This is a genomic window from Variovorax durovernensis (assembly GCF_977011995.1).
The window spans coordinates 4,083,618-4,105,843 of the sequence record NZ_CDRNCW010000001.1 but is presented as its reverse complement, the minus strand read 5'-3'; the positions used below and the strand labels follow the sequence as shown (position 1 = coordinate 4,105,843).

18 protein-coding genes and 4 tRNA genes are annotated in these 22,226 nt (G+C 66.0%); 13 read left to right on the top strand and 9 right to left on the bottom strand.

Annotated features, from left to right (window positions below; genetic code table 11):
- Positions 1 to 7: 7 nt before the first annotated feature.
- Together ACWV14_RS19510 and hemH are read right to left on the bottom strand one after the other, a co-directional pair.
- On the bottom strand, positions 8 to 856 hold the full coding sequence (locus tag ACWV14_RS19510; protein WP_454903164.1) for a class I SAM-dependent methyltransferase: 849 nt from the start codon (positions 854 to 856) through the stop codon (positions 8 to 10).
- Positions 853 to 1,884, bottom strand: coding sequence for a ferrochelatase (gene hemH, locus ACWV14_RS19505; RefSeq protein ID WP_454903163.1), 1,032 nt, complete (start codon positions 1,882 to 1,884; stop codon positions 853 to 855). Before hemH ends, ACWV14_RS19510 begins: the two co-directional genes overlap by 4 nt.
- A gap of 15 nt (positions 1,885 to 1,899) precedes the next feature.
- Here hemH and ACWV14_RS19500 point away from each other — a divergent pair, with 15 nt between their 5' ends.
- Positions 1,900 to 2,631 carry an HAD family hydrolase gene (locus tag ACWV14_RS19500; RefSeq protein WP_454903162.1) on the top strand — a complete coding sequence of 244 codons (732 nt, stop codon included), beginning with the start codon at positions 1,900 to 1,902 and terminating at the stop codon, positions 2,629 to 2,631.
- A 4-nt stretch (positions 2,632 to 2,635) separates the two neighbouring features.
- Here the strand turns inward: ACWV14_RS19500 and ACWV14_RS19495 are convergent, their stop codons facing one another.
- The gene (locus tag ACWV14_RS19495; protein WP_454903160.1) at positions 2,636 to 2,941 is read right to left on the bottom strand and encodes an NIPSNAP family protein; all 306 of its coding nucleotides are present in this window, start codon (positions 2,939 to 2,941) and stop codon (positions 2,636 to 2,638) included.
- Between the two features lie 120 nt (positions 2,942 to 3,061).
- On the opposite strand from ACWV14_RS19495, the gene ACWV14_RS19490 reads away from it, so the two are divergent.
- The gene (locus ACWV14_RS19490) at positions 3,062 to 3,706 is read left to right on the top strand and encodes a LysE family translocator (protein WP_454903159.1); all 645 of its coding nucleotides are present in this window, start codon (positions 3,062 to 3,064) and stop codon (positions 3,704 to 3,706) included.
- Positions 3,707 to 3,721: 15 nt separating this feature from the next.
- Here ACWV14_RS19490 and ACWV14_RS19485 read toward each other — a convergent pair whose 3' ends face one another.
- From ACWV14_RS19485 to hpnC, 5 genes are read right to left on the bottom strand one after another with little or no spacing between them, the layout of a single operon-like run.
- The gene (locus ACWV14_RS19485) at positions 3,722 to 4,030 is read right to left on the bottom strand and encodes a hypothetical protein (protein WP_454903158.1); all 309 of its coding nucleotides are present in this window, start codon (positions 4,028 to 4,030) and stop codon (positions 3,722 to 3,724) included.
- Positions 4,027 to 5,286, bottom strand: coding sequence for a hydroxysqualene dehydroxylase HpnE (gene hpnE / locus ACWV14_RS19480; protein WP_454903156.1), 1,260 nt, complete (start codon positions 5,284 to 5,286; stop codon positions 4,027 to 4,029). Before hpnE ends, ACWV14_RS19485 begins: the two co-directional genes overlap by 4 nt.
- The gene (locus ACWV14_RS19475; protein WP_454903154.1) at positions 5,283 to 6,098 is read right to left on the bottom strand and encodes a hypothetical protein; all 816 of its coding nucleotides are present in this window, start codon (positions 6,096 to 6,098) and stop codon (positions 5,283 to 5,285) included. The genes hpnE and ACWV14_RS19475 overlap by 4 nt, the downstream gene beginning before the upstream one ends.
- 11 nt (positions 6,099 to 6,109) lie before the next feature.
- The gene (gene hpnD, locus ACWV14_RS19470) at positions 6,110 to 6,949 is read right to left on the bottom strand and encodes a presqualene diphosphate synthase HpnD (RefSeq protein WP_454903153.1); all 840 of its coding nucleotides are present in this window, start codon (positions 6,947 to 6,949) and stop codon (positions 6,110 to 6,112) included.
- Complete coding sequence (gene hpnC, locus ACWV14_RS19465) at positions 6,946 to 7,860, bottom strand: squalene synthase HpnC (protein WP_454903152.1); 915 nt, start codon at positions 7,858 to 7,860, stop codon at positions 6,946 to 6,948. Before hpnC ends, hpnD begins: the two co-directional genes overlap by 4 nt.
- A gap of 153 nt (positions 7,861 to 8,013) precedes the next feature.
- Between hpnC and ACWV14_RS19460 the strand changes: the two genes are divergently transcribed.
- The 4 genes from ACWV14_RS19460 (at position 8,014) to ACWV14_RS19445 (ending at position 14,551) form a co-directional block, all read left to right on the top strand.
- On the top strand, positions 8,014 to 9,858 hold the full coding sequence (locus ACWV14_RS19460; protein ID WP_454906031.1) for a potassium transporter Kup: 1,845 nt from the start codon (positions 8,014 to 8,016) through the stop codon (positions 9,856 to 9,858).
- Positions 9,859 to 9,996: 138 nt separating this feature from the next.
- On the top strand, positions 9,997 to 11,208 hold the full coding sequence (locus tag ACWV14_RS19455) for an efflux RND transporter periplasmic adaptor subunit (RefSeq protein ID WP_454903150.1): 1,212 nt from the start codon (positions 9,997 to 9,999) through the stop codon (positions 11,206 to 11,208).
- On the top strand, positions 11,205 to 14,363 hold the full coding sequence (locus tag ACWV14_RS19450) for an efflux RND transporter permease subunit (RefSeq protein WP_454903148.1): 3,159 nt from the start codon (positions 11,205 to 11,207) through the stop codon (positions 14,361 to 14,363). Before ACWV14_RS19455 ends, ACWV14_RS19450 begins: the two co-directional genes overlap by 4 nt.
- Before the next feature lie 101 nt (positions 14,364 to 14,464).
- Positions 14,465 to 14,551, top strand: a tRNA-Leu gene (locus tag ACWV14_RS19445).
- An 87-nt stretch (positions 14,552 to 14,638) separates the two neighbouring features.
- Here ACWV14_RS19445 and ACWV14_RS19440 read toward each other — a convergent pair.
- A complete protein-coding gene (locus tag ACWV14_RS19440) occupies positions 14,639 to 15,604 on the bottom strand; it encodes a tetratricopeptide repeat protein (protein ID WP_454903146.1) in 966 nt (321 codons plus the stop codon).
- Positions 15,605 to 15,871: 267 nt separating this feature from the next.
- Here ACWV14_RS19440 and tig point away from each other — a divergent pair, with 267 nt between their 5' ends.
- The 7 genes from tig (at position 15,872) to ACWV14_RS19405 (ending at position 22,221) form a co-directional block, all read left to right on the top strand.
- Positions 15,872 to 17,188, top strand: coding sequence for a trigger factor (gene tig / locus ACWV14_RS19435; protein ID WP_422087044.1), 1,317 nt, complete (start codon positions 15,872 to 15,874; stop codon positions 17,186 to 17,188).
- A gap of 115 nt (positions 17,189 to 17,303) precedes the next feature.
- Entirely contained in the window at positions 17,304 to 17,912 is a 609-nt protein-coding gene (gene clpP / locus ACWV14_RS19430) for an ATP-dependent Clp endopeptidase proteolytic subunit ClpP (protein WP_081270880.1), read from the top strand.
- Between the two features lie 109 nt (positions 17,913 to 18,021).
- The gene (clpX, locus tag ACWV14_RS19425; RefSeq protein WP_339090356.1) at positions 18,022 to 19,287 is read left to right on the top strand and encodes an ATP-dependent Clp protease ATP-binding subunit ClpX; all 1,266 of its coding nucleotides are present in this window, start codon (positions 18,022 to 18,024) and stop codon (positions 19,285 to 19,287) included.
- Between the two features lie 23 nt (positions 19,288 to 19,310).
- Positions 19,311 to 21,752, top strand: coding sequence for an endopeptidase La (gene lon / locus ACWV14_RS19420; protein ID WP_454903144.1), 2,442 nt, complete (start codon positions 19,311 to 19,313; stop codon positions 21,750 to 21,752).
- A gap of 65 nt (positions 21,753 to 21,817) precedes the next feature.
- A tRNA-Gly gene (locus ACWV14_RS19415) sits at positions 21,818 to 21,893 on the top strand.
- A 63-nt stretch (positions 21,894 to 21,956) separates the two neighbouring features.
- Positions 21,957 to 22,030: transfer RNA gene (locus ACWV14_RS19410), tRNA-Cys, on the top strand.
- Positions 22,031 to 22,129: 99 nt separating this feature from the next.
- A tRNA-Leu gene (locus ACWV14_RS19405) sits at positions 22,130 to 22,221 on the top strand.
- Positions 22,222 to 22,226: the final 5 nt, after the last annotated feature.

Genomic DNA, 22,226 nt, shown 5'->3' with positions numbered 1-22,226 from the left:
GCGCGCGTCAGGGCTTGCGTGCGCAGAGCGAGTACATCAGCGGTATGCGCGGCATGCCTTCGGGCGGTGCCATGCGGCGGCCGCCGATGTCGCGCATGCCCTCGAAGGGTTTCCAGCCGTTGGCATACGGGTACTCGTCGAGCCGCTCGACCACCAGGCCGGCCTGCGACAGCGCGGTCGTCACCTGGCCCACGCCCCATGAGAACTCGAAGCTCGGGTGCGGATTGCTGAAGTCCTGCACGCCAGCCTCGTAGCCCTCGCGCACGAGGCCGTCGCCTGACTGGGCCACGTAGTCGCTCACGCCGTCTTCCGGCACCGGCGCGTCGTTGAAATAGTCGTAGTGGAACTGCCATGACGGGTCGAACACCATCGCGAACGGATGGAAGTCGATGAAGACGAAACGCCCGCCGGGCGCGAGCACTTGCGACACGCCGCGCGCCCACGCCGACAGGTCGGACAGCCAGCACAGCGTGCCGTAGGAACAGAACACGATGTCGTGGCGCTCGCCGCGCGCCTGTGCCTCACTGAAGTAGTCGTACACGTCCGAGCGGACGAAGCGCGCCGGAACGCCCGATTGCGCCGAGAGCCTCGTCGCGAAGGCGATGGCCTCGTCGGAAATATCAACGCCCGTCACCTCGGCGCCCAGGCGAGCGATGCTCAGGCTGTCCTGTCCGGCGTTGCATTGCAGGTGCAGCACGCGCAGGCCCTGCACCTTGCCGAGCAGGCCGGTTTCTTCGGGGAAGAGCGTCGAGCCGCCATTGCGGAAGAAGGCGGCCTGGTCGCCCTTGTGGCTGTTGTGCGCGACGGTGGCCGCGTTCCACGAGAGCCGGTTGGCCTCGTGCAGTTCTTTCTTCATCGTGTGAACGCCCGTGTGGGCCAGCCCGCCAGGTTGCGTTCGGCAATGCCCGCGAGCGCGGTGATCCATGCCGGGCTGTCGTTGAGACAGGGGATGTAGCTGAAGCTCTTGCCGCCCGCATGCAGGAAGGCCTCGCGGCCTTCCATGGCGATTTCCTCGAGCGTCTCGAGGCAGTCGGCGGGGAAACCCGGGCACACCACGTCGACGCGCTGGATGCCGGAGGCGCCGAGTTCGCGCAAGGTGGGCTCGGTGTAGGGCTCGAGCCACTTGGCACGGCCGAAGCGCGACTGGAAGGTGACGCGGTGCTGCGCCGTCGAGAGCCCCAGCCGCGCGGCCAGCAGGCGTGCGGTTTCGAGGCACTGCAACTGGTACGGGTCGCCGAGCGCGATGTTGCGCGCGGGAATGCCGTGGAAGCTCATCAGCAGCACTTCGCCGCGGCCTTCGGTCTTCCAGTGTTTCTCGATGCCTTGGGCGAGCGCCTCGATGTAGGCCGGGTCGTCGTGGAAGTCGTTGACGAAGCGGAACTCCGGCAGGCGGCGCTGCTTGCGGCTCCAGTCGTTCACCGCGTCGATCACGCTGGCCGTGGTGGTGGCCGAGTATTGCGGGTAGGCCTGCAGCACGAGCACGCGGGTGACGCCCTCGGCCTGCAGTGCGTCGAGGCGCGAGGCGATCGACGGGTTGGCGTAGCGCATCGCATCGCGCACCGTCACGCGGTGGCCGCGTTCGCCGAGCCAGCCGGCCAGCAGCGTGGCCTGCTTCTGCGTGAACACCTTCAGCGGCGAGCCTTCGGGCGTCCAGATGCTCGCGTACTTGGCGGCCGACTTGGCGGGGCGGACGCGCAGGATGATGCCGTGCAGGATCAGCGCCCAGATCGCCCTGGGAATCTCGACCACCCGCGGGTCGCCCAGGAAGTCTGCTAGGTAGGGCCGCACGGCGGCGGCGGTGGGTGCGTCGGGCGAGCCCAGGTTGCACCAGAGCACGGCGGTGCGCGGGGTGCCCGGCGGGGCGTTCTCGGGATGTGGAGGCATGCGATATTCTCAGGCATGACCTCCGCTTCGACGGCGCCAGCGGGCGCCGAACCCCTCGACCTCCAACGTATTTCCGCGATCTCGCTCGACCTCGACGACACGCTGTGGCCGATCTGGCCGACCATCGAGCGCGCCGAGGGCGTGCTTCAGGAATGGCTGCTGCGCGAGGCGCCCAAGACGGCCTCGCTGCTGCTGACGCCCGGCATTCTTCGCGAACTGCGCGAAGCCACCGCCAAGGAACGTTCAGACCTTGCGCACGACCTGAGCGCGCTGCGCCGGGAGTCGATCCGCACCGCGCTCAAGCGCTCGGGCGAAGACCCGGCGCTGGCCGACCCGGCCTTCGAGGCATTCTTCGAAGAGCGCCAGCGCGTGACGCTGTACGACGACGCGCTGCCCGCACTCAAGTGGCTCAGCGAACGCTACCCGCTGGTGGCCATCTCGAACGGCAACGCCGACATCCACAAGACCGGCGTCGGCCGGTGGTTTCGTACCGCCTTCAATGCGCGGGCCTTCGGCAGCGGCAAGCCGCATGCGCCGATCTTCCGCGCCGCCGCGGCATCGGTCGGCTTCCTGCCCAAGGACGTGCTGCACGTGGGCGACGACGCCGAACTAGACGTGGTCGGCGCGCTCAATGTCGGCATGCAGGCTGCATGGCTGGTGCGCGACGAACGGCCCTGGGTGCATGGCACCCGGCCGCAGCTGATCGTGCCGAACCTGCACGCGCTTTGCGTTGCGCTCGGCGCCTGAGGGCTTACTTGAATACCGGTCGGAAGAAGCTGCGTTCGTAACTCAGGATGCAGCGGGTTTCTTCCGCGTACTTGAAGGCGGCCTGGCATTCCGGGTCCTGCATCGAGTCGGCACGATACTTTTCGTAAGCAGCCAGGCTCGGGAAGGTGAACATCGCCAGCGCCACGTTGTTCGTGCCTTCCGAAGGCAGGAAGTAGCCGTGGTGCTGGCCGCCGAACTTCTCGACCAGCGGGATCCAGAGCTTTCCGTAGTGCTCGAACTCCTTGAGCTTGTAGGCGTCGACGATGTAGCGCAGGTAGCAGGTGACCATGGGTTGGGTTCCGGGAAGTGAGGGGATATTGGCGCGGCGTCTGCGCCGATTCGCGGGGCTGACTATAGTTTCCCGTCGTCCTCAACTTCTTGCGGCCACGCGCCGGGCAGGAACCCCAAAGTGCATTTCTCGAACTGGCTCGTCTTCTGCGGCGTCACGCTGCTCGTCGCCTTCACGCCCGGACCCGCGGTGTTGCTCGCGGTCTCGAATTCGATTAGCGTGGGCCCGCGACGCGCGATGATCAGCTCGCTCGGCAATGCGACGGGGCTGTTCATGGTGTCGGCCGCGGCAATGGCCGGGCTGGGCGTGGTGCTCTCGACCTCGGCCCATGCCTTCATGCTGCTGAAGGTGGCCGGCGCGGCCTACCTGGTCTACCTGGGCATCAAGCAGTGGCGCAGCCAGGGCAGCGTTTTTGCCGACCTGCAGGGCGCGCCGGCCGGCGCCGTGCCGCGTTCGAGCCTGCGCCTGTTCGGCAACGGCCTGACGGTGGCGCTGACCAACCCGAAGGGCATTCTTTTCTTCTCCGCACTGTTCCCTCAGTTCCTCACGCAGGACGCGCCGCTGGCCATGCAGTTCGCGGTGCTGACGACCACCTTCGCGACCGCGTCGGTGCTGTCGCATGCGTTCTACGTGCTGCTGGCGCGCCTGCTGCGAAAGCAGCTGTCGGACCCGCGCCGCACGCGGCTGTTCAACAAGGTGTCGGGCGGGGCCTTCGTGCTGCTGGGCCTGAGCCTGCTGAGGCTGCGCAACAAGACGGCGGCCTGAGCTTCTTCTTGGCCGTCAGTCGAGCGCGAACTGCTCGCGCAACGCCGCACAGAAATCGGCTGTGCCGCTGAGCGAGAGGGTGACGGTGTCGAAGCGCGGGTTCTCTTCGCGCGTTTCCTGCAGGTCGTAGTCCCACGTCGCGCCTTCGTCGAGGGCGCCTCGTGCATGCGGGAACGTGGCCTCGGCCCACGCCAGCACGGTGGCAATCTCTTCCTTTACCTCGGGCGTCTTGCCGGACGTGGTCGAGGCCATCGCGTCGAAGGTGCCGTGGCCTTCGGTGTCTTCGCTGTAGTCGAAGTCGAGGTAGCGCAGTTCGGTGGTCATGGGGTCAATGCCTGTGCGACGGCGAGCCCGCTGAGGACGGCGCCTTCGAGCGTGGCCGGGTAGGGGCCTTCGGTGTAGTCGCCGCAGGCCTGCAGGCCGGGCGCGATGGCCGACGGGGGTCTGGCGAGGGCGGGCGTGCAGGCGAAGGTGGCGCGCTTCTCGACCACGGTCTGCACGAGCTGCAGCTTCGTCTGGCCCAGTTGCGCGACAGCCTGTGCGATCACCTGTTCTTCCAGCACTTCGCGCGAAGCCTCATTGGCGCTGACGACCATCGCCAGCACGCCTTGCATGCCGCCGAGCTGGCCCCGGTCGAAAGCAAACTGCGCGGGCGCCTTGGCCGGGTCGCTGCGCAGCGCCAGCATCGGTTCCGCCAGCGGCGAGGCACCGCGCACATAGACGGTGGCGATGGCCTCGAAGCGCAAGGCCTCGGTGGTTGCGCACCAGGTATCCGCCTGCAGGCCGGACGCACGGACCAGCCGGGCAGCGTCCCACGGCGCGCAGGCCAGCACCACTTGGTCGAAGGCTTCATCGTCGACGCGCCACTGTCCGCCCTCGGATGCGATGGAGCGAACGCGTGTGCCGATGCGCACTTGCGTGCCCTGGGCCGTCAGCCATCGGATGGCCGCGTCGGGGAGCAGCGTGCCCAGGTCGGCGCGTGGCAGCAGCAGGTCGGCGCCGCCGCTGCCGCTGAAGAGTGCGTCTTTCAGCACGCGCAGGAACACTTCGCCGCTCGACTGCCCCACGGGCGTGTTGAGCGCCGACACGCACAGCGGCTCGATCAGCTCCTTCATCACGCGCGGCGTCAGGCCGGCGCACAGGTCGGCGACCGTGGTGGTGCCGGCGCAGCGAAAGCCCGCAAGGCGCCAGCCGATGGCGGTGCGCAGCAGCGACGACTTGTCGCGCCATGTCCAGCCGCGCGCGCCGAAGATGCCGGCCAGCAGATCGAGCGGCGCGGGCAGCCGCGGCAGCTTGAGGCCGCCACCGTCCGCAAAGCGCAGCGACAGCGGCAGGCGCAGCAGCACGCTGTCGACATCCACGCCGACGTCGCGCATCAGCTTCAGCGTGGCGGTGTAGGCGCCAATCAGGATGTGCTGCCCGTTGTCGAGCGCCAGCCCATGCATGTTGTCGACGCGCCGCGCGCGGCCGCCGGGCATGTGCGCGGCTTCGAACAGCGTGACGGCATGGCCGAGCCGCGTGGCCTCGACCGCGCAGGCCAGGCCGGCCCAGCCGGCGCCGATGACTGCAATTCTTTTCATTGAAAGCCGCGCGGGAGCAGGATGCGGTCGCTGTAGGGGTCCAGGTCGTTGTCCGGCTTCTCGCAACGGACGAAACACCGATGCGTGAGCAACTCGATGCGCTCGGCCCTTGTCAGCCCGTCTTCGCGCATCCGCAGGCCGCTGTCATTCAAGTCGTATTTGCCGTCTGCGTTGAACAGCAGCTTGTCGCCCACGATGTAGTCGCGCCTGAACTGCGTTGCCCATTGCGAGTTGGAGCCCCAACCGTCCGCCAGATCCTCCCTGGGGCGGTATTTGCGCCGGTGAGCCCAGTAGAGGGTCGACGACGTCGCGATTTCAGGTTGTAGTGCGCCAGACACGCAGGACACGGCCACACCGGCTCGCGAGAACATCATGGGACCGAGCATCAGTGCGGGCCAATCCACCCGTTCGAGATCGATGTAGTCCTGGCGGGGGCTGGTTCCGTCTGCTTCGACGACTTCGACGATTTCATGAAAGAAGGGCGAGTAGGCCGGCTCGTCGACCACGCGAAAGCCCAGGCCAGTCATGAACGCGAGGTACTCCGGCATGGTCAAGGCCGGGCCTTCCCAGATGTCGTGTGTTCCCCGTTGAAATGCCATCAACAAGATCTGGTTGATGCGCGAGAGCGCATAGAGGCGCCATGAGTCATCGGTTTCAATGGGCTCTGGCGACGTTTGCTGCTCGAACGCGGTCAACCATTCGCGCTCGCCTGCTATCCATGGACTGAGCAACTCATGGAATAGGTCAGCCTGGGGGTCTATGCTGAGGATCGCCCTGAACAGACCGACATGCGAAAGCTGGGAAGCATCCATGGAAACCGAAGCTAGATGCGCCCGAGCGCCTGAACCTTCCACGCCAGCCAGAACTTGCGCACCGGCGTCAGGCTCACCCGCTGGTTCAGCACCTGGAAGTCGTCGCGCTCGATCTCACGCAGCAGGGTGCGGTAGATGCTGGCCATCATGAGGCCCGGCTTCTGCGCGCGGCGGTCGGCCAGCGGGAGCAGGGCGAGCGCCTCGTCGTAGGCCACGTGGGCACGTGCTGCCTGGAACTTCATCAGCGCGACGAAGCGTTCGGAGTGCACGCGGTTCAGGATCTCGTGCGCCTTCACGTCGAACTTCTGCAGCTCGTTCACCGGCAGGTAGATGCGCCCGCGCAGGGCGTCTTCGCCCACGTCGCGCAGGATGTTGGTGAGCTGCAGCGCCAGGCCCAGCTTGTGGGCATAGGCGGTGGTCTGCGGATCGGTCTGGCCGAAGATGCGCGCCGCGACTTCGCCCACCACGCCGGCCACGAGGTGGCAGTAGCGCGAGAGGCCCTGGAAGTCGAGATAGCGGGTCTGGTCCAGGTCCATCTGGCAGCCGTCGATCACCTCGTTGAGCTGGCGCGCCTCGATGCCATAGGCCGCGGCATGCGGCATCAGCGCCTGCATCACCGGGTGGCGCGGCGTGCCAGCGAATGACTGGGCCACCTCGGTACGCCACCAGGCGAGCTTGGTAGCGGCCACGCCGGGGTCGCTGACCTCGTCGACCACGTCGTCGACCTCGCGGCAGAACGCATAGAAAGCCGTGATCGCGGCGCGGCGCGGCTTGGGGAGGAACAGGAAGGCGTAATAGAAACTGCTGCCCGAGGCGGCGGCCTTGTCTTGCACGTATTGCTCGGGATTCATCGGGGAGGCGCTGCTTTCATGGGCCGTGATTGTCTCCGCATCCGCATGGCCTTCCAGAGCAGCAGGGGGGCATCGGCCTTGCCGACGGTGGGGCGCTGCGAGAAGGTGTCGAAGCCGAGGTCGACGATCTTGTCGAGGATGCGCAGCCCGCCCTGCACCACGAGCCGCAGTTCCCAGCCCGCGCGGCCGGGCAGCCGGTGCACCAGCGGCGCGCCCTCGGTCATGAGCTCGCGCGCCCAGTAAGACACCACTGCTATCAGATTGATAGCTTCCTGCGGCGGCGGGGCTGGCGACAGTGGCGCGAAGACCTTGAAGTTCTCGCGCGTCAGGCCACGACGGTTGCAGTCTGTCAGCGGGAAATAGAAGCGTCCGCGCGGCAGGTCCACGCTCGGGTCCTGCCAGAAATTGATGAGCTGCAGCGCGCTGCAGATGGCGTCGCTCTGCGCCAGCGCCTGGGCGTCATGCACGCCATAGAGGTGCAGCAGCAGCCGGCCGACCGGGTTGGCGGAGCGGCGGCAGTAGTCGAGCAGCTCGGCGCGGTCGGCGTAGGTGCCGTGGTCGCGGGTTTTCTCGATGTCCTGCATGAAGGCGCTCAGCAGGTCGGCGAGCAGGTCTTCGGGCAGCTTGTACTGCGCGATGCTGTGGGCGAGCGGCCCGAACACGTGCGGCCAGCGCGAAGACGGCAGCACCTCGCCCTGCGCGGCGGCGGCCAGTTCCTCGCGGTAGGCGCGCAGCTCGGCCAGCCGCTGGTCGGGCGAGGCCTCGCCCTCGTCGGCGATGTCGTCGGCGGTGCGCGCGAAGTGGTAGATCGCGGCAATGGGCGGGCGCAGGTGTGGAGGGCACAGCCAGGAGGCTACGGGGAAGTTCTCGTAGTGGGCCGGCGGGGCGGCGAGGTGGGGAGTGGCGGACACGCCACGATTGTCCGCGACGACGCAACGCCCCGGCACTATGCTCGCACCGTCGCCACTTTGAACTTCCTGCTTCTCATGAAAGCATCCGCACCGGCTTCCGGGTCCCAGGTTTCAGCGTACGGCGAGGCAGCGCACCCGGCGGGGCCGACGCTCATGATCGCCGCGCTGGGCGTCGTGTTCGGCGATATCGGCACCTCGCCGCTCTACGCCTTCAAGGAGACGATGAACCCCGAGCACGGGGTGCCGTTCTCGCCCGATTCGGTGCTGGGCCTGCTCTCGCTGATCTTCTGGGGGCTGATGTTCGTGGTCACGCTGAAGTACGTGGTGTTCGTGCTGCGCGCCGACCACGACGGCGAGGGCGGCATCCTGGCGCTGCAGGCGCTGGCGCGCAACGCGGTGGCCGGGCCCAAGACCAGACCCTGGGTGTGGAACGTGATCGGCATGCTCGGGCTGGTGGGCGCGGCCATGTTCTACGGCGACAGCCTGATCACGCCGGCCATCTCGGTGCTGTCGGCGGTCGAGGGCCTGGAGGTGCAGGCGCCGGTGCTGCAGAAGGCGGTGCTGCCGATCACGGTGGTCATCCTCATCGGGCTGTTCGCGGTCCAGAAGAAGGGCACGGGCGTGGTCGGCAAGGTGTTCGGGCCGGTCATGCTGCTGTGGTTCCTGATACTGGCCGCGGCCGGGCTGTGGCAGGTGCTGCAGCAGCCGCAGGTACTGGCGGCGCTGGATCCGCGCCGGGCCCTGGGTTTCCTGGTCGAGCACCGGGCGCAGTCGCTGGCGGTGCTGGGTGCGGTGTTCCTGGCCTTCACGGGCGGCGAGGCGCTGTATGCAGACATGGGGCACTTCGGCGCCAGGCCGATCCGGCTCGCGTGGCTGTTCATCGCGCTGCCGGGGCTGGTGCTGAACTACTTCGGGCAGGGGGCGCTGGTGCTGGCCAACCCGGCGGCCATCGACAACCCGTTCTTCCGCCTCTTTCCTTCCTGGGGCGTGCTGCCGATGGTGGTGCTGGCGGCCATGGCCACGGTGATCGCATCGCAGGCGGTGATCTCGGGCGCCTTCTCGCTCACGGCGCAGGCGATGCGCATGGGCTACCTGCCGCGCATGCGGGTGATCCAGACCTCGGGCACGGCGATCGGGCAGATCTACGTGCCGACGGTCAACTGGCTGCTGATGGTGGGGGTGCTGCTGCTGGTGCTGGGCTTCAGGAGTTCGGGCGCGCTGTCGGCGGCCTACGGCATCGCGGTGTCGATCACCATGGTGACGACCACGCTGCTGGCCGGCATCGTGGCCTGGGGCCTGTGGCGCTGGAACAAGGTGGCCGTGGTGGTCGGCGTGGCGGCCTTCGCGGTGGTCGACCTGACCTTCGTGGTGGCCAACAGCCTGAAGATTGCCGAGGGCGGCTGGCTCACGCTGGCGGTGGCGGTCGTGGTGATGGTTGTCTTCACCACCTGGGCCAAGGGCCGCAGGCTGGGCCTGGAGGCTGCCGCGGCCGAGAGCCTTCCGTTGCGGCCCTTCGTCGAGTCGCTGGCGCTGCACATGCCGCACCGGGTGAGCGGCACGGCGGTTTTCCTGAACCCCGATGCCACCGCGGTGCCGCATGCCCTGCTGCACAACCTCAAGCACAACCAGGTGCTGCACGAGCAGGTCATCGTGCTGCGCGTGCTGCCCTGCGACACGCCGCGCGTCGATGCGCGCAACCGCATCGAGGCCGAGCAGCTGATGGACGGCATATGGGTAGTCACCGCGCGGCACGGCTTCATGGAGCGGCCTGACGTGCCCGAGTTCATCCGCATCCTGGCCTACCAGAAGACGCTGGCAATCGACTCGATGAAAACCTCGTACTTCGTCTCCCGCGCCTCGGTCGGCGAGGAAAACCTGCCGGGCCTGAACCCGGTACGGCGCGCGCTGTTCGGCTGGCTGCAGCGCAACGCGGGGCGGGCATCGGACTATTTCGAGCTGCCTGACAACCGCCTGGTGGAGATGGGGCAGCGTACGTAGTGCCCGGCGCGTAGACAGGGGCAGGGGGGCGGGGTCAGGCTCTAGTGACCAACCGGTCATTGACAGTGGTTCGGGTTTATCCTAGATTACTAACCAGTGGGTCATTAATGGCCCGGTTCGTCCTCTCCTGGGTGTCTCATGACCGCCTCCACCACTGTCTTTTCCCGTGCCCGCAGCGCCGCATGGCTGCTGCTTCCCGCCGTCTTCCTGGCCGGCTGCTCGCCTAAACCCGCGGTCCAGGACCCTGTTCGCGCGGTCAAGGTAGTGACCGTGGGGGCGAGCGAATTCGACGCCCAGCCCGAGTTCTCCGCCGAGGTGCGTGCGCGCGTCGAGTCGCGGCTGGGCTTCCGCGTGGCGGGCAAGATCACCCGGCGCCAGGCGGAACTGGGCCAGCACGTGCAGGCCGGCCAGGTGCTGGCGCAGCTCGATCCGCAGGACTACCGCCTCGCCGCCGAAGCCGCCCGCGCCCAGCAGGCCGCCGCGTTGACCAACCGTGATCTCGCGGCCGCCGACCTGAAGCGCTATCGCGAGTTGCGCGAGCAGAACTTCATCAGCGGCGCCGAACTGGAGCGCCGCGAAACCACCTGGAAGGCCGCGCAGGCCCAGCTCGAACAGGCGCAGGCGCAGCTGTCCTCGCAGGGCAACCAGGCCAACTACACGACGCTGGTGGCCGACGTGGCCGGCATCGTCACCGCCATCGAGGCGGAGCCGGGCCAGGTGGTGCAGGCCGGCACGCCGGTCGTGCGCATCGCACAGGACGGCGCCCGCGACGTGGTGTTCGCGGTGCCGGAAGACCGCGCCACGCTCGTAAAGATCGGCTCGCCGGTCACCGTGCGCGGCTGGTCGGGCGGCAACGAATTGCAGGGCCAGGTGCGCGAGGTGGCGGCCAGCGCCGACGCCGTGACGCGCACGTATTCAGTCAAGGTCGCGATCGACGCGGCCGCCTCGCCGCCGCTCGGCGCCACGGTCTATGCGCGGCCGCAGGCGCTGGCGCACGCCACCACCGCCGTGATGAAGCTGCCGACCAGCGCGCTGCGCCAGGAGGGCAAGGGCTCCGCCGTGTGGGTGCTCGACAAATCGACCATGACGGTGCGCTCGCAGCCCGTGCAGGTGGCGACGGCCGACGGCAACGAGGCCGTCATCGCCAGCGGCATCACGCCCGGCATGATGGTCGTGGCTGCCGGCGTGCATGTGCTGTCGCCGGGGCAGAAGGTCACCATCTACCAGTCGAAGGAGGCGGCCGCGGCCGCCGCCAATGCCGACGCGAAGGCATCGGCACAGCCCGTGGCGGCCGTCGCTGCGACCGACAAAGAGATTGCGGCAGGCGCAACGGGCGGTGTTGCCAAATGAGCGGCAACCCGGAGAACCCCAACGACAAGCCCGCCGGCTTCAACCTCTCCAAATGGGCGCTGGACCACGCGCCCCTGACGCGCTACCTGATGGTGGTGCTGATGGTGCTGGGCGTGTTCGCGTACTTCCAGCTCGGGCAGGACGAAGACCCGCCGTTCACATTCCGCGCCATGGTCGTGAAGACCTACTGGCCCGGCGCCACCGCGCAGCAGGTGGCCGAGCAGGTCACCGACAAGCTCGAGCGCACGCTGCAGGAGGCGCCTTACGCCGACAAGATCCGCAGCTACTCGAAGCCGGGCGAGTCGCAGATCATCTTCAACATCAAGGACTCTTCGAAGTCCACCGAGGTGGCCAACGTCTGGTACACGGTGCGCAAGAAGATCGGCGACATGCGCGCCACCTTGCCGGCCGGCGTGCAAGGCCCGTTCTTCAATGACGACTTCGGCGATGTCTACGGCGTGATCTACGCGCTGGAGAGCGAAGGCTTCAGCTACGCCGAGCTCAAGACGCTGGCCGACGACGTGCGCCAGCAGCTGCTGCGCGTGAAAGACGTGGCCAAGGTCGACCAGTTCGGCGTGCAGGACGAGAAGGTCTACATCGAGATCTCGCAGAAGCGCCTGGCGCAGCTCGGGCTCGACTTCAACGCGGTACTGCAGCAGCTCGGCTCGCAGAATGCGGTGGAGAGCGCCGGCTCCATCTCGTCGCCGCAGGACGTGGTGCAGGTGCGCGTAGCCGGCCAGTTCACCAGCGTGGACCAATTGCGCGAAATGCCCATCCGCGGCAGCTCGGGCAGCCAGCTCAAGCTGGGCGACATCGCGGACATCCACCGCGGCTACGTCGATCCGCCGGCGGTCAAGATGCACCACCAGGGCAAGGAAGTGATCGGCCTGGGCGTGTCGATGGCCAAGGGCGGCGACATCATCGCGCTGGGCAAGGCGCTGAAGGCCACCACCGCCACCATCGACAAGCGCCTGCCGGCCGGCGTGAAGCTGGCGCAGGTACAAGACCAGCCGGTGTCCGTGGCCAGCTCCGTCAACGAGTTCGTCGGCGTGCTGATCGAGGCCGTGGCCATCGTGCTGGCCGTGAGCATCATCTCGCTCGGGCTGCACAAGGGCGGGCGCTTCGGCTGGTACATCGACATGCGTCCGGGGCTGGTGGTGGCGATCACCATTCCGCTGGTGCTGGCCGTGACCTTCCTGGCGATGAACTACTTCGGCATCGGGCTGCACAAGATATCGCTGGGCTCGCTCATCATCGCGCTCGGCCTGCTGGTGGACGACGCCATCATCGCTGTCGAAATGATGGTGCGGAAGATGGAAGAGGGCTACGACAAGGCCCGCGCCGCCACCTACGCCTACGACGTCACGGCCAAGCCGATGCTCACTGGCACGCTCATCACGGCAGCCGGCTTCCTGCCGATCGGGCTGGCGAAGTCGGTGACTGGCGAATACACCTTCGCGATCTTCGCGGTGACGGTGATCGCGCTGGTGCTGTCGTGGATCGTCTCGGTGTACTTCGTGCCGTACCTCGGCACGCTGCTGCTCAAGGTGAAGGCGCACGACCCCGACGCGCCGCCGCACGAGCTGTTCGACACGCCGTTCTACAACGCCTTCCGCCGCGCGGTGAACTGGTGCGTGCAGCACCGCTGGATGACCATCGGCGCCACCGTGCTGATCTTTGCGCTGGGCATCGTCGGCATGGGCAAGGTGCAGCAGCAGTTCTTCCCGGACTCGAGCCGGCCGGAGATCCTGGTCGACATCTGGTTCCCCGAAGGCACCTCGTTCGCCGCGAACGAAGAAGTGGCCAAGCGCGTGGAGAAGCGTTTCATGGAAGAGGCCGGCGTGAGCACGGTCAGCACCTGGATCGGCTCCGGCGTGCCGCGCTTCTACCTGCCGCTGGACCAGGTGTTCCCGCAGACCAACGTGTCGCAGCTCATCGTGCTGGCCAAGGACCTGAAGGTGCGCGAAACGCTGCGCCTGAAGCTGCCGCAGCTGCTGGCGCAGGAGTTTCCCGAGGTGCGGGGCCGCGTCAAGCTGTTGCCCAACGGGCCGCCCGTGGCCTACCCGGTGCAGTTCCGCGTGATCGGGCCGGAGCCCGCGCTGCTGCGCGGCCATGCCGACGAGGTCAAGGCCGTGCTGCGCGACAACCCCAACATGCGCGGCGTGAACGACAACTGGAACGAGTCGGTGAAGGTGATCCGCCTCGAGGTCGACCAGGCCAAGGCCCGCGCCCTGGGCGTGACCAGCCAGGCCATCGCGCAGGCATCGAAGACGATGTTCAGCGGCACCACCGTGGGCCAGTACCGCGAGAACGACCTGCTGATCGACATCGTGCTGCGCCAGGCGCCCGACGAGCGCCAGGCCATCTCGGACATCGGCAATGCCTACATTCCGACGACTTCGGGCCGGTCGATTCCGCTCGCGCAGATCGCCAAGCCGGTGTTCACCTGGGAGCCGGGCGTGATGTGGCGCGAGAACCGCGACTACGCCATCACCGTGCAGGGCGACGTCATCGAAGGCCTGCAGGGCGCGACCGTCACGACCCAGTTGCTGCCGAAGCTGCGCGAGCTGGAGGCCGGCTGGGCCGCGGCCGGGCAGGGCGGCTATCGCATCGAGGTGGCGGGCGCCGCCGAGGAAAGCAGCAAGGGCTCGGCCTCCATCGTGGCGGGCGTGCCGATCATGCTGTTCCTGGTGTTCACGCTGCTGATGCTGCAACTGCACAGCTTCAGCCGCTCGCTGCTGGTGTTCATCACCGGGCCGATGGGCATTGCCGGCGTGGCCGGTGCGCTGCTGGTGCTCAACCGGCCGTTCGGTTTCGTCGCGCTGCTGGGCGTGATCGCGTTGATGGGCATGATCCAGCGCAATGCGGTGATCCTGATCGACCAGATCGAGATCGACCGCGCGGCGGGCGTGCCGGCGTGGGACGCGATCGTCGAGTCGGCGGTGCGGCGGCTGCGACCGATCGTGCTGACGGCGGCGGCCGCGGTGCTGGCGATGATCCCGTTGTCGCGCAGCGTTTTCTGGGGGCCGATGGCGGTTGCAATCATGGGCGGGCTGATCGTGGCAACGGTGTTGACCCTGCTCGCGTTGCCTGCGATGTACGCCGCTGCATTCCGTGTGAAGCGCGAGCCGAAAGCGGTGCCGATTAGCGTTTAAAATCGAAAGCTGACCGATTTCAAGCGGATGGTCTTTGGCCCACGGGAATCCGTGGCGCCGAAAGCCCGTCCGCTTTTGCATTCACCTGAAAGATTGGCATCGCGCGGGTGGCGAAATTGGTAGACGCACCAGGTTTAGGTCCTGACGTTCGCAAGAACGTGCCGGTTCGAGTCCGGCCCCGCGCACCAGCCCTCTGCTACGTAGCCCGTTCTATCGAGCAGTGAAAAAGCCCCATTCCGTGAGGAACGGGGCTTTTTCTTTTTTGCCGGCTCTTGTTACCAGTCGTTGTCGCCGCTGCTGCTGTCGCCGCCGCTGTCGAAACTGCCGCCGCCGCTCGAGTCGTCCCAGGAGCTCGTGTCCTTGATGCCGAAGTCGTTGTCGACGATGCGTTCGGGCTCCGGGGTGGTCGACGAGGGCCAGAGGCCGCGGCCCATTTCGGTGTTTCCGTTGTCGGCGATGCGGGTCGTGCCGCTGTCCCTGTTGTCGATCACGTTGTTGTCGCTGCCGTGCATCCAGTGGCGCACCGCCTCTTGCGCGACCACCGCGCCGACGCCCACGGCCGCACCCGTGGCAAGGGCCGAGCCGAGGCCCATGCCGGGGCTGGCGGCGGGCGGTGGCGCGGGCGTCCAGTTGCCGCCAGGGCCGTAGCTTCCATAGCCCGCAGGCGCGCCCTGCATGCCGGGCATGCCCGGTGCGGGGCCGTACGACGGGGCAACCGGTGCCGCGGGCGGCGCAACCCGGCGCCGGAAGGCGAGGTAGCCGACGACCAGCAGCCCCAGCAGGGCGATGGGCATCCACGGTACGGAACTCGTCCTGCTCTCTGTGACGCGTGGTGCCGGCGCAGCGGGCTCGCTCACGCGGGAGGGCGTGCTCCTGGCCTGCGGCGCCGGCTTGTCGAGCTTGTTCGTGAGTCGTTCGACGGCCTCGGGCTTGGCGAAGTCGAGTTCGGGCGACAGCGTCTTCGCCTTCGCGAGTTCGCTTCTCGCGTCGTCGAGCTTGCCTTCGGCCGCGAGCAGCTCGGAGTGCACGAAATGCGCCTTGGCGCTGTTGGGGTGGTCCTTCAGCACCTTCGCGATCATCGCGTCGGCGTCGGACATCCGGCCGCCGTTGGCGGCCTCGTAGATCTGCTGGATGGTCGGCTCTTTCGGAGCTGGCGCATCGGTCTTGGCCTGCGCGAGGGAGGGCATGCCGAATGCCACGGCAAGGCTGAGGGCGAGGGCGGCAAACATTCGCTGGAGCATGAGAATTTTCCTGTGCATCCCTGTGAGGGAGGATGAATCGAGGGTCACTGTACGAGCCGAATATTGGCCAAACCTGACCGCTGTTCGCTTCGCGCTTCAACCCCGTGAAAACCCGCTTTCCCGCCGGATTAGAATCCCGGGTTGCCCAGTTTTGCAGGCGGCACCCGCGTGCCTCCGCATAAATCCCGCCAGCGCGTGTAAGTCCTTGATCTGTATTGATAAAAAAGATGCAGGCCCCGCGCACAGCCCCCTTACCAGGAAGACATCATGACCGTGACCGTTGAAACTCTCGAGAAGCTCGAACGCAAGATCACGCTGACCCTGCCGGTCGGCACCATCCAGTCCGAAGTCGATTCGCGCCTCAAGAAGCTCGCGCGCACCGTCAAGATGGACGGCTTCCGTCCCGGCAAGGTGCCGATGAACGTCGTGGCCCAGCGCTATGGCTACTCGGTGCACTACGAAGTCATGAACGACAAGGTCGGCGAAGCCTTCTCGCAAGCCGCGAACGAAGCCAAGCTGCGCGTCGCCGGCCAGCCCCGCATCACCGAGAAGGAAAACGCACCCGAAGGTGAACTGGCCTTCGACGCGGTCTTCGAAGTGTTCCCCGAAGTCAAGATCAACGACCTGTCGGGCGCCGAAGTCGAGAAGCTCTCGGCCGAAGTGGGCGAAGACGCCATCGACAAGACCCTCGACATCCTGCGCAAGCAGCGCCGTACCTTCGCCCAGCGCGCGCAAGACGCCGTGGCGCAAGACGGCGACCGCGTGACGGTCGACTTCGAAGGCAAGATCGATGGCGAGCCCTTCCAGGGCGGCAAGGCCGAAGACTTCCAGTTCATCGTCGGCGAAGGCCAGATGCTCAAGGAATTCGAGGACGCCGTGCGCGGCATGAAGTCCGGCGACAGCCGCACCTTCCCGCTGTCGTTCCCGGCCGACTACCACGGCAAGGACGTGGCCGGCAAGCAAGCCGACTTCCTCGTGACCGTGAAGAAGATCGAAGCCTCGCACCTGCCCGAAGTCAACGAACAGCTCGCCAAGTCGCTCGGCATCGCCGAAGCCACCGTGGAAGGCCTGCGCGCAGACATCAAGCGCAACCTCGAGCGCGAAGTGAAGTTCCGCCTGCTGGCTCGCAACAAGAACGCCGTGATGGACGCCCTGGTGGCCAACGCCGAACTCGACCTGCCCAACGCCAGCGTGCAAGCCGAAGTGAACCGCATGGTCGAAGGCGCCCGTGCCGAGCTGAAGCAGCGCGGCATCAAGGACGCCGACAAGGCTCCGATCCCCGACGAAGTGTTCCGCCCGCAAGCCGAGCGCCGCGTGCGCCTGGGCCTGGTGGTGGCAGAGCTGGTGCGTGCCAACAACCTGCAGGCCAAGCCCGAGCAGATCAAGGCCCACATCGACGAGCTGGCCGCCAGCTACGAAAAGCCGGCCGACGTGGTGCGCTGGTACTTCAGCGACAACAACCGCCTGGCCGAAGTCGAAGCCGTGGTCATCGAGAACAACGTGACCGACTTCGTCCTGGGCAAGGCCAAGGTCAATGAAAAGTCGGTGTCGTTCGACGAACTGATGGCGCAGCAGCAGGGCTGATTTCCGTCTTCGCCCGCTACGCCAATGGGGCTTGTGCTTTGCGGCACGAGCCCCATTTCACTCAGGCGTACAGTTAACAAACAGCGAACGATTTCATTTTCCGGAGAGCAAATTCATGAGCGCACAGGAAATCCAAGGCCTCGGCATGGTCCCGATGGTCATCGAGCAATCGGGCCGCGGCGAGCGGTCTTATGACATCTACTCGCGCCTCCTCAAGGAGCGCATCATTTTCCTGGTGGGCGAGGTCAACGACCAGACGGCCAATCTCGTGGTGGCGCAGCTGCTGTTCCTCGAGAGCGAGAACCCGGACAAGGACATCTCCTTCTACATCAACTCCCCGGGCGGCAGCGTGAGCGCCGGCATGGCGATCTACGACACCATGCAGTTCATCAAGCCCGACGTGTCGACGATGTGCCTGGGCTTCGCGGCCAGCATGGGCGCCTTCCTGCTGGCGGCCGGCGAGAAGGGCAAGCGCTTCTCGCTGCCCAACTCGAAGATCATGATCCACCAGGTGCTCGGCGGCGCACGCGGCCAGGCCACCGACATCGAGATCCATGCGCGCGACATCCTGCGCACCAAGGACCAGATGAACCGCATCCTGGCCGAGCGTACCGGCCAGCCGCTGGAAAAGGTCAAGGCCGATACCGAGCGCGACTATTTCCTCACGGCCGACGAGGCCAAGGACTACGGTCTGGTCGACCAGGTCGTCGCCAAGCGCGGTTGAAGGCCGGCGCCGGTGGCGCCAACAAATGGCAGAAACGGCGTTTTCCACACGGGAAACGCCGTTTTTGTTTAGTTATCATTGTCCCTACCCTGTAACGAGGCATCTGTCCATGGCCGAAAAAAAAGGCTCTTCCAGCGAAAAAACGCTTTATTGCTCGTTCTGCGGCAAGAGCCAGCATGAGGTCAAGAAGCTGATCGCGGGCCCTTCGGTCTTCATCTGCGACGAGTGCATCGACCTTTGCAACGAGATCATCCGCGACGAACTACCCGCGGGTGAAGAAGCGCGCGAGGCACGCAGCGACCTGCCGACGCCGCTCGAGATCAAGACGAATCTCGACAACTACGTGATCGGCCAGGAGCCGGCCAAGCGGATGCTGTCTGTGGCGGTCTACAACCACTACAAGCGCCTGCGCCACAAGGAAAAGGCCAAGGGCGAGGATGTCGAGCTCAGCAAGAGCAACATCCTGCTGATCGGCCCCACGGGCTCGGGCAAGACGCTGCTGGCACAAACGCTGGCGCGCATGCTCGACGTGCCGTTCGTGATGGCCGACGCCACCACGCTGACCGAAGCCGGCTACGTGGGCGAAGACGTCGAGAACATCATCCAGAAGCTGCTGCAGAGCTGCAACTACGAAGTCGAGCGTGCACAGCGCGGCATCGTCTACATCGACGAAATCGACAAGATCTCGCGCAAGTCCGACAACCCCTCGATCACGCGCGACGTGTCGGGCGAGGGCGTGCAGCAGGCCCTGCTGAAGCTCATCGAAGGCACCATGGCCAGCGTGCCCCCGCAGGGTGGGCGCAAGCACCCGAACCAGGACTTTCTGCAGATCGACACGACCAACATCCTGTTCATCTGCGGCGGCGCCTTCGCCGGCCTGGAAAAGGTCATCGAAAACCGCACCGAGGCCTCGGGTATCGGCTTCGGCGCGTCGGTCAAGAGCAAGCAGCAGCGCAGCATCACCGAGGTGTTCCGCGAAGTCGAACCCGAAGACCTGATCAAGTTCGGCCTGATCCCCGAACTCGTGGGCCGCATGCCCGTGGTCGCGTCGCTCGCGGAGCTCAGCGAGGACGCGCTGGTCCAGATCCTGACCGAGCCCAAGAACGCCGTGGTGAAGCAGTTCACCAAGCTGCTGCAGATGGAAGGCGTGGACCTCGAAATCCGCCCGGCGGCGCTCAAGGCGATCGCGCGCAAGGCCCTGGCCCGCAAGACCGGTGCACGCGGCCTGCGTTCGATCCTTGAACAGTCGCTGATCGACACCATGTTCGAATTGCCGAATGCGACCAATGTCGACAAGGTGGTGGTCGAGGAATCGACCATCGACGAAAACAAGCCCCCGCTGCTCGTGTACCGCGAAGCTGCGAAAAAGGCTTAAAGCCAAAGACGCGAAGGATCTGCATGTCTGGCCATACCCCTCTGCCTCCCGAAGCCCTCGACCTGCCGCTGCTGCCGCTGCGCGACGTCGTGGTGTTTCCCCACATGGTGATCCCGCTCTTCGTGGGTCGCCCCAAGAGCATCAAGGCGCTCGAACTGGCCATGGAGGCGGAGCGCCGCATCATGCTGGTGGCCCAGAAGGCCGCCGCCAAGGACGAGCCCTCGGTCGAGGACATGTTCGAGGTCGGTTGTGTCTCGACCATCCTGCAGATGCTCAAGCTGCCCGACGGCACGGTGAAGGTGCTGGTCGAAGGCCAGCAGCGCGCCCGCGTGAACCGCATCGATGACGGCGAAACCCATTTCTCGGCCAACGTGACGCCCGTCGAGGCGCCCGAAGGCGGCGAGAAGGGCACCGAGGTCGAGGCGCTGCGCCGTGCGGTGATGCAGCAGTTCGACCAGTACGTCAAGCTGAACAAGAAGATTCCGCCCGAGATCCTGACCTCGATCTCGAGCATCGACGATCCGGGCCGCCTCGCGGACACCATCGCCGCGCACCTGCCGCTCAAGCTCGACAACAAGCAGGCCGTGCTGGACCTCGACGACGTCAAAGCCCGCCTGGAAAACCTGTTTGGCCAGCTCGAGCGCGAAGTCGACATCCTGAACGTCGACAAGAAGATCCGTGGCCGCGTGAAGCGCCAGATGGAAAAGAACCAGCGCGACTTCTACCTCAACGAGCAGGTCAAGGCCATCCAGAAGGAGCTCGGCGAAGGCGAAGAGGGCGCGGACATCGAGGAGATCGAGAAGAAGATCAAGCTCGCCAAGATGTCCAAGGAAGGACTGAAGAAGGCCGAGGGCGAGCTCAAGAAGCTCAAGCTCATGTCGCCCATGTCGGCCGAAGCCACCGTGGTGCGCAACTACATCGATGTGCTGATCGGCCTGCCCTGGAGCAAGAAGACCAAGATCAAGCACGACCTGGCCAATGCCGAAGCCGTGCTCAACGCCGACCACTACGGCCTGGAGAAAGTCAAGGACCGCATCCTCGAATATCTCGCGGTGCAGCAACGCGTCGACAAGGTCAAGGCGCCGATCCTGTGCCTGGTCGGCCCGCCGGGCGTGGGCAAGACCTCGCTCGGGCAGTCGATCGCCAAGGCGACCGGCCGCAAGTACACCCGCATGGCGCTGGGCGGCATGCGCGACGAAGCCGAAATTCGCGGCCATCGCCGCACCTACATCGGCGCGCTGCCGGGCAAGGTGCTGCAGGGGCTGAGCAAGATCGGCACGCGCAATCCGCTGTTCCTGCTCGACGAAATCGACAAGCTGGGCACGGACTTCCGTGGCGACCCGTCGAGCGCGCTGCTCGAGGTGCTCGACCCGGAGCAGAACCACACCTTCGGCGACCACTACGTGGAAGTCGACTTCGACCTGAGCGACGTCATGTTCGTCGCCACCTCGAACTCGATGAACATTCCGCCGGCGCTGCTGGACCGGATGGAAGTCATCCGCCTCTCGGGCTACACCGAAGACGAGAAGACGAACATCGCAATCAAGTACCTGCTGCCCAAGCAGATGAAGAACAACGGCGTCAAGGACGAAGAGCTCCTCGTCACCGAAGAGGCCGTGCGCGACATCGTGCGCTACTACACGCGTGAAGCGGGTGTGCGGTCGCTCGAGCGCGAGCTGTCCAAGATCTGCCGCAAGGTGGTGAAGGGCCTGCTGCTCAAGCAGCTCACGCCGAAGGTCACGGTCGATGGCGCGAACCTCAACGAGTTCCTGGGCGTGCGCAAGTACAGCTTCGGCCTCGCGGAGAAGCAGAACCAGGTCGGCCAGGTGGTCGGCCTTGCGTGGACCGAGGTCGGCGGCGACCTGCTGACCATCGAAGCGGTCACGATGCCCGGCAAGGGCGTGATCAGCCGCACCGGTTCGCTGGGCGACGTGATGAAGGAATCGGTCGAGGCCGCGCGCACGGTGGTGCGCAGCCGCTCGCGCCGCCTTGGCATCAAGGACGAGGTGTTCGAGAAGCGCGACATCCACATCCACGTACCCGACGGCGCCACGCCGAAGGACGGCCCGAGCGCGGGCGCGGCAATGACGACGGCCTTCGTGTCGGCGCTCACGGGCATCCCCGTGCGCAGCGACGTCGCGATGACCGGCGAGATCACGCTGCGCGGCGAGGTGACGGCCATCGGCGGCCTGAAGGAAAAGCTGCTGGCCGCATTGCGCGGTGGCATCAAGACCGTGCTGATCCCGGAAGAGAACGCCAAGGACCTGCAGGACATTCCAGAGAACGTGAAGAACGGCCTTGAGATCGTCCCCGTGAAGTGGATCGACAAGGTGCTTGAGATCGCGCTGGAGAAGATGCCCGAGGCACTGTCTGACGAAGAAGTGGCCGCATCGGCCGCTGCAGTGGCCGAACTGGCCAAGCAGCGCGCCGCGGCACCGGCTTCCGAAGGCTCGGTCAAACATTGATCGATCGATTGATCGCAAAACTTTCGGAGCCCTGAAATATTGGTATATAATTCGAGGCTCGAAACGCGGGAATAGCTCAGTTGGTAGAGCGCAACCTTGCCAAGGTTGAGGTCGAGAGTTCGAGACTCTTTTCCCGCTCCAGTTTTGAAAAAGGGAAGCTCCAGCTTCCCTTTTTTTCGCTAGGTCGATTTCGTTTTTCTGCGTGGCGCGATAGCAAAGCGGTTATGCAACGGATTGCAAATCCGTCTAGCCCGGTTCGACTCCGGGTCGCGCCTCCACCCTCTCGTTCAACTCGATTCGACCCCGATCACCAAGCCCCGCCAACCATCGTTGCCGGGGCTTGTTTTGTTTGGGTTATCGTCGATGTTCAACCTGACGCCCGGATGGTGAAATTGGTAGACACATCGGACTTAAAATCCGCCGCTTCCTTAATCGGGGCATACGGGTTCGACCCCCGTTCCGGGTACCACATTT

Coding starts and splice junctions, on each gene's coding strand:
- ACWV14_RS19495 (WP_454903160.1), bottom strand. CDS start 2,941: ATGGTCACCTGCTACCTGCGCTACATCGTCGACGCCTACAAGCTCAAG.
- ACWV14_RS19460 (WP_454906031.1), top strand. CDS start 8,014: ATGATCGCCGCGCTGGGCGTCGTGTTCGGCGATATCGGCACCTCGCCG.
- ACWV14_RS19500 (WP_454903162.1), top strand. CDS start 1,900: ATGACCTCCGCTTCGACGGCGCCAGCGGGCGCCGAACCCCTCGACCTC.
- hpnE (WP_454903156.1), bottom strand. CDS start 5,286: ATGAAAAGAATTGCAGTCATCGGCGCCGGCTGGGCCGGCCTGGCCTGC.
- hpnD (WP_454903153.1), bottom strand. CDS start 6,949: ATGAATCCCGAGCAATACGTGCAAGACAAGGCCGCCGCCTCGGGCAGC.
- tig (WP_422087044.1), top strand. CDS start 15,872: ATGACCGTGACCGTTGAAACTCTCGAGAAGCTCGAACGCAAGATCACG.
- ACWV14_RS19510 (WP_454903164.1), bottom strand. CDS start 856: ATGAAGAAAGAACTGCACGAGGCCAACCGGCTCTCGTGGAACGCGGCC.
- hemH (WP_454903163.1), bottom strand. CDS start 1,884: ATGCCTCCACATCCCGAGAACGCCCCGCCGGGCACCCCGCGCACCGCC.
- ACWV14_RS19475 (WP_454903154.1), bottom strand. CDS start 6,098: ATGGATGCTTCCCAGCTTTCGCATGTCGGTCTGTTCAGGGCGATCCTC.
- ACWV14_RS19485 (WP_454903158.1), bottom strand. CDS start 4,030: ATGACCACCGAACTGCGCTACCTCGACTTCGACTACAGCGAAGACACC.
- ACWV14_RS19440 (WP_454903146.1), bottom strand. CDS start 15,604: ATGCTCCAGCGAATGTTTGCCGCCCTCGCCCTCAGCCTTGCCGTGGCA.
- ACWV14_RS19455 (WP_454903150.1), top strand. CDS start 9,997: ATGACCGCCTCCACCACTGTCTTTTCCCGTGCCCGCAGCGCCGCATGG.
- clpP (WP_081270880.1), top strand. CDS start 17,304: ATGAGCGCACAGGAAATCCAAGGCCTCGGCATGGTCCCGATGGTCATC.
- lon (WP_454903144.1), top strand. CDS start 19,311: ATGTCTGGCCATACCCCTCTGCCTCCCGAAGCCCTCGACCTGCCGCTG.
- clpX (WP_339090356.1), top strand. CDS start 18,022: ATGGCCGAAAAAAAAGGCTCTTCCAGCGAAAAAACGCTTTATTGCTCG.
- ACWV14_RS19450 (WP_454903148.1), top strand. CDS start 11,205: ATGAGCGGCAACCCGGAGAACCCCAACGACAAGCCCGCCGGCTTCAAC.